The sequence below is a fragment of the Micromonospora sp. 15K316 genome, from assembly GCF_004348525.1.
GTDB lineage: Bacteria > Actinomycetota > Actinomycetes > Mycobacteriales > Micromonosporaceae > Micromonospora.
Genome location: NZ_SMKG01000218.1, coordinates 1 through 10,303, shown reverse-complemented (window position 1 = coordinate 10,303; position 10,303 = coordinate 1). Strand labels below are relative to the sequence as shown.

At 72.1% G+C, this 10,303-nt stretch carries 5 protein-coding genes; 2 read left to right on the top strand and 3 right to left on the bottom strand.

Going from position 1 to position 10,303, the window contains the following annotated elements; all coding sequences use genetic code 11:
• Positions 1 to 549 (top strand): class F sortase (locus E1211_RS26875; protein ID WP_132352148.1); only part of this gene is annotated, 549 nt, incomplete at its 5' end.
• 60 nt (positions 550 to 609) lie between these two features.
• Here E1211_RS26875 and E1211_RS26870 read toward each other — a convergent pair.
• Positions 610 to 5,670, bottom strand: coding sequence for an NAD-glutamate dehydrogenase (locus E1211_RS26870; RefSeq protein ID WP_132352146.1), 5,061 nt, complete (start codon positions 5,668 to 5,670; stop codon positions 610 to 612).
• Positions 5,671 to 5,960: 290 nt separating this feature from the next.
• Between E1211_RS26870 and E1211_RS26865 the strand changes: the two genes are divergently transcribed.
• On the top strand, positions 5,961 to 7,925 hold the full coding sequence (locus E1211_RS26865; protein WP_132352144.1) for a penicillin-binding transpeptidase domain-containing protein: 1,965 nt from the start codon (positions 5,961 to 5,963) through the stop codon (positions 7,923 to 7,925).
• A gap of 117 nt (positions 7,926 to 8,042) precedes the next feature.
• Here the strand turns inward: E1211_RS26865 and E1211_RS26860 are convergent, their stop codons facing one another.
• Entirely contained in the window at positions 8,043 to 9,368 is a 1,326-nt protein-coding gene (locus tag E1211_RS26860; protein WP_371686204.1) for an arginase family protein, read from the bottom strand.
• A gap of 108 nt (positions 9,369 to 9,476) precedes the next feature.
• Positions 9,477 to 10,303: tetratricopeptide repeat protein (locus E1211_RS26855; RefSeq protein WP_132352142.1), on the bottom strand; the 827-nt coding region annotated here is incomplete at its 5' end.

The window sequence follows — 10,303 nt, the reverse complement described above, 5'->3', positions numbered from 1 at the left end:
CCGCCCCAGCCCCTGGCCCAGGCCGGCCCCGAACCGGGCCAGCTGGCCGAGGCGGACCAGCCGGCCGAGGGGGAGGCGGCGCCCACCGGACTTCCCCGCGCGACGCCCACCACCATCGTGATCCCGCGGATCGGCGTGGACGCGCAGATCATGTCGCTCGGCACCAACCCCGACGGAACGGTGCAGGTGCCCCCGCTGGACCAGGCCCAGCTCGCGGGCTGGTACGAGCCGGGGCCGAGTCCCGGCGAGGAAGGCAACGCGGTGATCGTCGGTCACGTGGACTCGGCCGCGATGGGCCCCGCGGTCTTCTTCGACCTGGGCTCCGTACAACCCGGTGACACCGTCACGGTCAACCGGTCGGACGGCCGACCGGCCACGTTCCGCGTCGACTCGGTCAAGTCGTACCCGAAGGACGAGTTCCCGACCGAGTTGGTCTACGGGCCGAGCGAACGGCCCGGGCTACGGGTGGTCACCTGCGGTGGCCAGTTCGACGAGAACGCCCGCAGCTACCTGAACAACGTGATCGTCTTCGCCAGCCTGGTCGGCTGACGAGCGGCGTGGTCCGGCCGGTCGGGAGACCCCGACCGGCCGGACCACGTGTGGCACCGGTCAGGCTGCGGCCGAGGTCCGCACCAGGGTACGGATCTGACGCAGCAGCACCGAGAGCGCGGCGAGATCCGCGCGGGACTCGTCGAACTCGCCCATCGCCCGTCGGGTCCGGTGGATGGAGGTCGAGTTCGACTTCTCCCACTGCTGCACCCGCTCCTGCGGCGACAGGTCGTCCGGCGTGGAGTCGAGCACCTCCGCGGTGAGCGCGGCGAGCGCGGCGTACAGGTCGTAGCGCAGCGCCATCCGGGCCAGCGTCTGCCACCGGTCCTCCCGCGGCAGCAGGGAGATCTTCGACAGCAGCGCGTCCACCCGGAAGAGATCGGAGAGCACGAAGTAGACCGGAGCCACCTCGCCGACGTCACGCCTCCGGTTCGCCGCCGTCTCCACCACGTCCAGCAGGCCGAAGCTGTACATCAGCCGCGTCGCCTGCTCGGCGAGCTCACGGGGCAGACCCCGCTCGGTCATCGAGTCGATGTGGGCCGTGATGGCCTCCCGCTCGCTGCCGTAGAAGAGGCCCTCCAGGCCGGGTAGCAGCCGCGCCACGCCGTCGCGGAGCCGGCGGATCTCCGCCGGTACGTCGATCGGCGAGCGGCGGTTGGTCACCAGCCACCGCACCGCCCGATCGAGCAGCCGGCGGGTGTCCAGGTAGACGCTGGTCTGCAACTCCGGCGAGACCTTGTTGTCCAGGGCCTCGACCGCGTCCCAGAGCTCACGCAGCCCGAACACTTCGCGGACCACCACGTACGCCCGGATCACGTCGGCCGGCGAGGCCGCCGTCTCCTCCATCACCCGGAACACGAACGAGATGCCGCCCCGGTTGATCGCCTCGTTCACCAGCACCGTGGTGACGATGTCGCGGCGCAGCCGGTGCCGGGCCATCCGGTCGGCGAACCGCTCACGCATCGGGGTCGGGAAGTAGTTGACCAGGACCTCGGTCGTCCACTCCTCGTCGGCCAGCCCGTCGGCGAGGATGTCCCGCTCAAGGACGATCTTGACGTACGCGAGCAGCACCGCGAACTCCGGCGCGGACAGCCCGGACTCCGACCGGACCGCGAGCTCCTCGTCCGGCGGCAGCGCCTCCAGCGACCGGTCCAGCGCGCCCGAGCGCTCCAGGTCGTTGATCATCCGCCGGTGCACCGGGAGCAACGACGCGGCCTGCGCCTGGGCGTTGTTGATCGCCCGAGCCTGGTCGTAGTTGTCCCGCAGCACCAGCTCCGCGACCTCGTCGGTCATCTCGGCGAGCAGCTCGTCCCGCGCCGCCGTGGTCAGCTCGCCGTCGGCGACCGCGGTGTTGAGCAGGATCTTGATGTTCACCTCGTGGTCGGAGGTGTCCACGCCGGCCGCGTTGTCGATGAAGTCGGTGTAGATACGACCACCGGTCAGCGCGTACTCGATCCGGCCGAGCTGGGTGAAGCCCAGGTTGCCGCCCTCACCGACCACCCGGCAGCGCAGGCTCTTGCCGTCGACCCGGATCGCGTCGTTGGACTTGTCGCCCACCTCCGCGTCGGTCTGGCTGGAGGCCTTGACGTACGTGCCGATACCGCCGTTCCAGAGCAGGTCCACCGGTGCGGTCAGGATCGCCCGCATGAGCTCCTGCGGCGAGAGCTGGTCCACTCCGTCGTCCAGGCCGAGCCGGGCCCGGATCTGCGGCGAGATCGGGATCGACTTGGCGGTACGCGAGTAGATGCCGCCCCCCGCCGAGATCAGCTCCGGGTTGTAGTCCTCCCACGACGACCGGGGCAGCTCGAACAGCCGCTTCCGCTCCGCGTACGAGGTGGCCGCGTCCGGGTCCGGGTCGAGGATGATGTGCCGGTGGTCGAAGGCGGCCACCAACCGGATGTGCTCGGAGAGGAGCATCCCGTTGCCGAAGACGTCGCCGGACATGTCGCCGACGCCGACGACGGTGAAGTCCTCGCTCTGGGTGTCGTGCCCCAGCTCCCGGAAGTGTCGCTTGACGGACTCCCAGGCGCCCCGGGCGGTGATGCCCATCTTCTTGTGGTCGTACCCGGCGGAGCCACCGGAGGCGAACGCGTCACCGAGCCAGAAGTTGTGCGCCGCGGAGACCTCGTTGGCGATGTCGGAGAAGGTGGCGGTGCCCTTGTCCGCGGCGACCACCATGTACGGGTCGTCGCCGTCGTGGCGGACCACGTCCTCCGGCGGCACGATCTGCCCGGCGACGATGTTGTCGGTCACGTCGAGCAGCCCGGAGACGAACTCCTTGTAGCAGGCGACCGCCTCGTCCCGGTCCCCCGGCTTCTGCTTGAGTACGAAACCGCCCTTGGCGCCGACCGGCACGATCACTGTGTTCTTCACCATCTGTGCCTTGACCAGGCCCAGTACCTCGGTGCGGAAGTCCTCCCGCCGGTCGGACCAGCGCAGGCCACCGCGGGCGACCGACCCGAAGCGCAGGTGGACACCCTCGAACCGGGGCGAGTACACGAAGATCTCGAACTTCGGCCGGGGCGCCGGCAGGTCCGGAATGGCCTGCGGGTCCAGCTTGAACGCCACGTACGACTTGGGCCGGCCGTCGGTGCGCCGCTGGTAGAAGCTGGTCCGCAGGGTCGCCTGGATCAGCGTCAGGTACGAGCGCAGGATCCGGTCCTGGTCGAGGCTGGCCACCTCGTCGAGCGCCGCGCGGATCTTCTCCACCAGCTCGCCGCTGCGCCGCTGCCGCTGCTCGGTGTCGAGGTCGCCGGGCGCGAAGCGGGTCTCGAAGAGCTGGACCAGCAGCTCGGCGATCTGCGGGTACGCGATGAAGGTCTGCTCCATGTAGTCCTGCGAGAAGACCGTCCCGGCCTGCCGCAGGTACTTCGCGTAGGCCCGGAGCACCACCACCTGCCGCCAGGTCAACCCGGCGCGCAGCACCAGCTCGTTGAAGCGGTCCACCTCGGCCTCGCCCCGCCACGCCGCGGCGAAGGCGTTCTCCACGTGCGGGCGCACCTCGGCCAGTTCCTGGTGCGCCTCGGGCAGCTGCAACCCGAAGTCGTACAGCCAGATCCGGCCGTCGATCCGGTCCACCTCGTACGGGTGCTCGTCGATCACCCGTACGCCGAGCGAGTGCAGCACCGGCAGCACCGCGGAGAGCATCATCGGCTCGCCGTACCGGTAGACCTTGAACCGGACGTCCATCGACTCGTCGTGGTCCGTGCCGGCCGCCCGCGTGCCCGCCCGCGGGGCGGACTGCTTGCGGAACAGGTGCATCTCCAGCTGGCCGGGCTCCTCCAGCAGCTCCAGCTTGGCCAGGTCCTTCATCGCCTCGTACGGCGTGTGACCGTCCTTGTAGCCCTCCGGGAAGGCGTCGGCGTACCGGGCGAAGAGGTGCTTGGCCTGCTCGTCGCCGAGCTTGCGTTCGAGCACCAGCCGGTAGTCGTCGTCCCAGAGCCGGGTCGCGTCGGCGAGCTCCTCGGCGAGCAGGTCGGCGTCGATGTCGCCGGGCGGGTTGGTCGGGTCGGTACGGACGATGAAGTGCACCCGGGCGAGCATCGACTCGGTGACCCGGGTGGTGTAGTCCACCCCGACGCCGTTCAGCTCGCGCAGCAGGATGTCCTGCATGCGGAGCCGGTTCTGCGTGGTGAACCGGTCCCGCGGCAGGTAGATCAGGCAGGAGATGAACCGCCCGTAGGCGTCCTTGCGCAGGAACACCCGCAACTGCCGGCGCCCGGCCATGCGCAGGACGCCGATCACCGCGTGGTAGAGGTCGTCGGTCTTGATCTGGAAGAGCTCGTCGCGCGGGTAGGTCTCCAAGATCTGGAGCAGGTCCTTGCCGGAGTGGCTGCGCCGGCTGAGGCCCGAGCGTTCGAGCACCTCGGCGACCTTGCGGCGGACCACCGGCAGCTCCCGCACGCTGGTGCGGTACGCGGCGGTCGAGAAGAGGCCCAGGAAGCGCCGCTCCCCGATCACCTGGCCCGCCTCGTCGAAGACCTTGAAGCCGATGTAGTCGAGGTAGGCCGAGCGGTGCACGGTGGCCCGCGAGTTGGCCTTCGTGATGATCAGGAGGCGCTTCTCCAGCACCTTCTCGTGGGCCTCGGGCGTCATCGACGACAGCGCCCGTGCCTCCGGCGCGTCCTGCCGCAGGATGCCGAGCCCGGTGCCGAGCACCGCCTCCAGCGCCTGACCGCCCTGCGGGGTGTCGACCAGCCGGTACTCGCGGTAACCGAGGAAGGTGAAGTGGTCGTGGGCGAGCCAACGCAGCAGCTCCACCGAGTCCGTGATGTCCTTCTCCGGCACCGGCGGCCGGTTGTCGCTCGTACGGGCGGCGGCCAGCTCGTCGGCGAGCGCCAGGGCCCGCTGGCGCATCTTGGGCCAGTCCTCCACCGCCTCGCGGACGTCGGTGAGGACCCGCTGCAGCTCCCGGCGGAGCCGGTCCCGTTCCTCGGTGTCCCGGACCGGATCGATCTCGATCCGCATCCAACTCTCGACCAGGTCGCCGGCGATCGCGTCGTCCGGTTCGACGTCCGCGGAGACCTCGGCCAGCCGGCCCAGCGGCTCCCGGCGCACCACGACCAACGGGTGGACCAGCAGGTGGACGTCGAGATGGTGCGAGTTGAGCAGCGCCGTCACCGAGTCGACCAGGAAGGGCATGTCGTCCACGACGATCTCGACGACGGTGTGGTGCTGCTCGGCGTCCGGCTCGTGGATGCGCAGCTTCAGCTCGCCGGGCACCCGCTGCTGCGCCAGGTCCCGGTGCGCGCGGGCCGCGTCGAGCATCTCCTCGGCGGTGAAGCCGATCAGCTCCTCGTCCGGCGCGAACCGCCAGAACCGGCTGACCAGCGTCGCCGCGTCCTGGTCGTCCCCGGCGAGCGCGACCGCCTGGGCGACCAGCCGCTCCGCGTTGGGTACGGGTTCGTCGAGCTCGGCGTCCTCCACGTCGTCGGCCAGCGCCTCGGTCGGCAGGCCGAGCTCGTAGATGGTGTCGATGCTCGACCCGGTCAACCCGGTGACGCCCGTGTCGAGCCGGCCGTAGCCGTCTCCGTCGGTCGCCGAATCGAAGCTGTCGTCGTTCCCGCCGGTGTCATTCAGCCGGAGGTCGGGTTCCGGTTTGATCGCCGGACGCCGGTCCATCGGTGCCACTCCCCTCGACGACCCACCGCATTGTGGGTCACTCTGCCGCCCAGCCTAGGCCCTACGGGTCCACCCCTTCGCGGGCGGACCACGGGCCGGACGTCCGGATCTGGACTTTGTCCATTCGCCCCTTGCGGGTCCGAGGTTGGCCGCCTGCCGTGTACCCCTTCGCGCGATGTTCATCACACCGCCCCGCACCGTCTTTCACCACGTCGCGGCCCGTCGCGGACAGTGGGGCCGCCGCGCGCGTACTAGCGTGGGGCGACCCGACCGCGGAGGGAAAAAGCCGCATGCGCCTGTCGTACCCACGTCACGCCCGTCGCACCCGCCCCAACCGTCTCCTCGTCGCCGTCGCCGCGAGCCTGATCGGCGTCGGGGCGCTCACCGCGTGCTCCGGCGAGGACGGCCCGGAGCACAGCGTGGACGCGTTCCTGGCCGGTTGGCGCTCCGGCGACCTGCAGGCCGTCGGCTTCGTGGACGCGACCGGCGCCAAGGTCCCCGCCGACGAGGTGGCGAAGGAGATCAAGGAGCTCTCCGGCGAGCTGGCGGCCACCCCGCCCACGCTGCGCCGGCAGGGCGACGCGAAGATCACCGCTGACACCGCGACCGCCGGGATCCGGATCGAGTGGACGCTCCAGGGCGACACCCGCTGGGCGTACGACCGTCAGGTGCGGCTGGCGCACGGCGACGACGGCCAGTGGCAGGTGATCTGGGAGCCGCAGCTCGTGCAGGAGCAGCTCACCAAGGGCGACCGGCTCGGGCTGCGCCGCGACACGGGCGCCCGCGCCGGCGTGCTGGACGCCGCCGGTCGACCGATCGTGGCGCCGCGTCCGGTCGTCCGGGTCGGGGTGCAGCCCAACCAGGTCAGCGACGTGCCCGGGCTGGTCAGGAAGCTCGACGCCGCGTTCCGGGCCATCCGGCCGGTGATCGTGCCGGCGGTCGACGTCTCGGACCTGCCCAAGCGCCTCGCCGAGGCCGACCCCGGCGCGTTCGTCGAGGTGGTTACGCTGCGGGACGAGGCGTACCGGCAGATCAAGTCGCGCATCTACGACCTGCCCGGCACGAAGTTCCAGTCCGACAAGTCGGACCTCGCCCCCACCCGGGAGTTCGCCCGGGCGCTGCTCGGCTCGGTCGACCCCGCGCAGGCCGACGACCTCGCCGCTCACCCGGAGAAGTACCTGGCCGGCGACCTCGTCGGGCACGGCGGCCTGCAGGGCCGGTACGACGACCGGCTGCGTGGGCACCCCGGCTTCACCGTGATCATCAAGCGCCCGGGCGAGGACGGCACGCTGGTGCCGACCGGCAAGGAGGTGTTCCACCACGAGCCGGAGCCGGGCCAGCCGTTGAAGACGACGCTCGACGTGGCCGTGCAGAACGCGGCCGACGGGGCGCTGCGCGCGCAGCAGCGGCGCTCCGCCCTGGTGGCCGTACGGATCAGCGACGGCGCGGTGCTCGCGGCGGCGAACGGTCCCGGCCCGGCCGGAGAGAACCTCGCCTTCGACGCCCAGGTCCCGCCCGGCTCCACGTTCAAGATGGTCAGCGCCCTGGGCCTGCTGGACCGGGGAGCGGTCACGCCGGACACCACCGTGAAGTGCGACAAGACCTTCACGGTGGACGGCCGGTCGTTCAAGAACTCGGACAACTTCGCGTTGGGCGCCGTGCCCTTCCGTACCGACTTCGCGAAGTCCTGCAACACCGCGTTCGCGGCGCTGGCCCCGAAGCTCGGCCGCGACGGCCTGGCGGTCGCCGGCCGGTCGCTGGGGCTGGAGGGGCAGTGGGACCTCGGGGTCGACGCGTTCACCGGCAAGGTCTCGGCGAACGGGTCGCCGGCCGAGCAGGCAGCCGCCTCGTTCGGCCAGGGCACCACGCTGGTGAGCCCGCTGGCCATGGCGGCCGCCACCGCGGCCGTCGCCCGCGGCCACTTCGCGCAGCCCACGCTGCTGTTGGATCCGGCCCCCGCCAAGGCGGCTCCGCCCGGTCAACCGCTGAAGGCCGAATCGGTGCAGGCGGTACGGGCCATGATGCGGGAAGTCGTCACGGTCGGCACGGGTAGCGCGCTGAAGGACGTGCCGGGCCAGCCGGTGCACGGCAAGACCGGCACCGCCGAGTACGACAACAACCCGGCGCACACCCACGCCTGGTTCGTCGGCTGGCAGGGGGACGTGGCGTTCGCCGTCTTCGTCGAGCAGGGCGGCGCGAGCACCGCCTCCGCCGTGCCGATCGCCGAACGCTTCCTCCGCGCCCTTCCCCGCTGACAACCGGCCCGACGGCCAGGCCAGGGCCGGCATGATCGACTCGGTTTTCATGAAGTCGGCTGTCCGGCTGGGCGGGATGCCCCGGCTTCAATGAACCCGAGTGGATGAGGCGAGCTTCTAGGCGAAGCCGGCGGCTGGGCGTGGGCTGTCGTCGTCGGGTGCGAGGTTCTCCTCCGCCCCGTTCCGCTCAGCCGCCGCTCCCGGCCGGCGGAGGCGCCCAGGCCCGGCCGAGGCAGGCGGCCCGACCGGCTCCCACCCGGACACGGCAGGCGGAACCACGGGCTCCGGATCGTCCGGCGCGGGCAACCCGGTCGGCTCCAGCCCTGACGAGGCGGGCGGCACGACGAGTTCCGGGCCGAGCGGGCCCGGGCCGAGCAGGTCGGTGGGCTCCCCCGCCGGGGCCGGAGCCTGCGCGGTCAAAGGGACCGTCGCGCCCCTCGCCGACACGGCCGGTCGACCGTTTCCCCGGCGCGGCGCGGGTGCCGGCGCGCCCGTCGGGCCGGGCAGCAGCCGTGGCGGTACGGCTCCCGGCGAGGTCACCGGGGTCAGCCCGGCCACCACCGTGTTCACGATCTCGGCGGCGTACGCGCCGTCGGGGTCGTAGTCGGGGTCGAAGACGGTCAGCTCCACGCCCAGGCAGTGCGGGGTGTCCACCAGCCCGGCGAGCAGGATCTCCAGCTCCGCGAAGGCGATGCCGCCGGGGTCGGGCGCGTCGACCGCCGGCATCACCGCGGGGTCGAGGACGTCCACGTCGATGTGCACCCAGTAGCCGGCGCACTCGGCGAGCTGCTCGTGCGCCCACTGGGCGGTCCGCGCGGCGCCCTCGGCGCGCAGCGCCGGCACGGGCCGGGTCAGGATCCCGGCGGCCTGGAGATCGAGGCGGTACTCGTCCTGCGCCCGGATGCCGAGCACCACCACGTCGATGTCGCGGAAGTAGGGCCGGCGCCCCTCGATCGCGGCCAGGTCGGCCTGTCCACGCCCGGTGACCAGGGCGAGGTCCTCGCCGGCCGCGGCGCCCACGTACGAGGCGTTGCCGGGGTGCCGGAAGTCCGAGTGGCCGTCGACGAAGACCAGCCCGATCCGCCCGCCGACCGCCTCGCCGAGGCGGTGCATGGCCAGCGCGGAGCCCAGCAGCACCGAGCAGTCGCCGCCCAGCACGAGCGGGAACTCGCTGCGGTCGATGATCTCGCCGATCCGGTCGGCGAGCGCCGCCGAGTACGCGGAGATCTCCCGGGCGTGGCAGACGCCGTCGCCGGGGCGCCAGTCGCCCGGGTCGTACCGGGGCGGGGTCAGGTGCCCGGCGTCCCGCGCCCGCAGCCGGGCCAGCAGGCCCTGGTGACGCAGCGCGCCCGGCGCCTTCGCACACCCCGGCACCGAGCTGGGCGTCGGCGGGCGTAGACCCAGGTTTGTCGGCGCGTCGAGGACGGCGATCCGGCGCATCATGGGCTCCCGTCCTCGGCGGTCGGGCGGGCCGGCCGGACAGCCGGCCCGCACTGCTCTGCTCTGCTACGTGTCCTGCTCTGCTATGTGCTCGAACCGTTGCGCTGCTGCTCAGAACAGGGCGCTGGCCAGGGCGCGCCGGGCGGTGGCTACCGCCGGGTCGTCCGGGCCGGCGATGCTGAACAGGCCGATCAGGTGCTGGCGTACTTTCTCCCGGTCGTCACCGGCGGTGCGGCGGACCGTGTCCACCAGGCGCTTGTAGGCCTGCTCGGCCAGGCCGCTGATCACCTCTATGTCGGCGGCGAGCAGCTGCGCGTCCACGTCGTCGGGGTTCGCGGCGGCCGCGGCGAGCGCGCCCTGCGGGTCGGCGCCGCCGACCCGACGGGCCAGACCCACCTGGGCCAGGCCCGCCTCGGCCGCGGCGTCGGCCGGGGAGTCGGCCAGGATCTTGCGGTACGCACGCTCGGCCGCGTCGAGGTCACCGGTCATCAGGGCGTCGTCGGCCTCGTCGAGGCGCGGGTCGGCCGGCTCGGTGAGGGCGACGCCGCCGGCCTTGAGGACCGCCTGGATCCACTGCTTCAGCTGCGCCTCGGGAACCACCCCGGAGAAGGCGTCGACCGGCTGGCCGCCGACGACGGCGTAGACCATCGGGATGCCCTGCACCCGGAACATCTGGGCGAGGCGCGGGTTGGCGTCCACGTCGATCTTGGCGAGCACCCAGGCGCCGCCACCCTCGACGGCGAGCCGCTCCAGCACCGGCGAGAGCTGCTTGCACGGCTCGCACCACTCGGCCCAGAAGTCGATCACCACGGGGGTGGTGAGGGACCGCTCCAACACCTCGGACTGGAATGTCGCCTCCGTCACGTCGATGACGGTGACGCCGCCGACGGCGCCACCGGGGGCACCGGCGGGCGGGCCCGCCTGGACAGGCGCGGAGG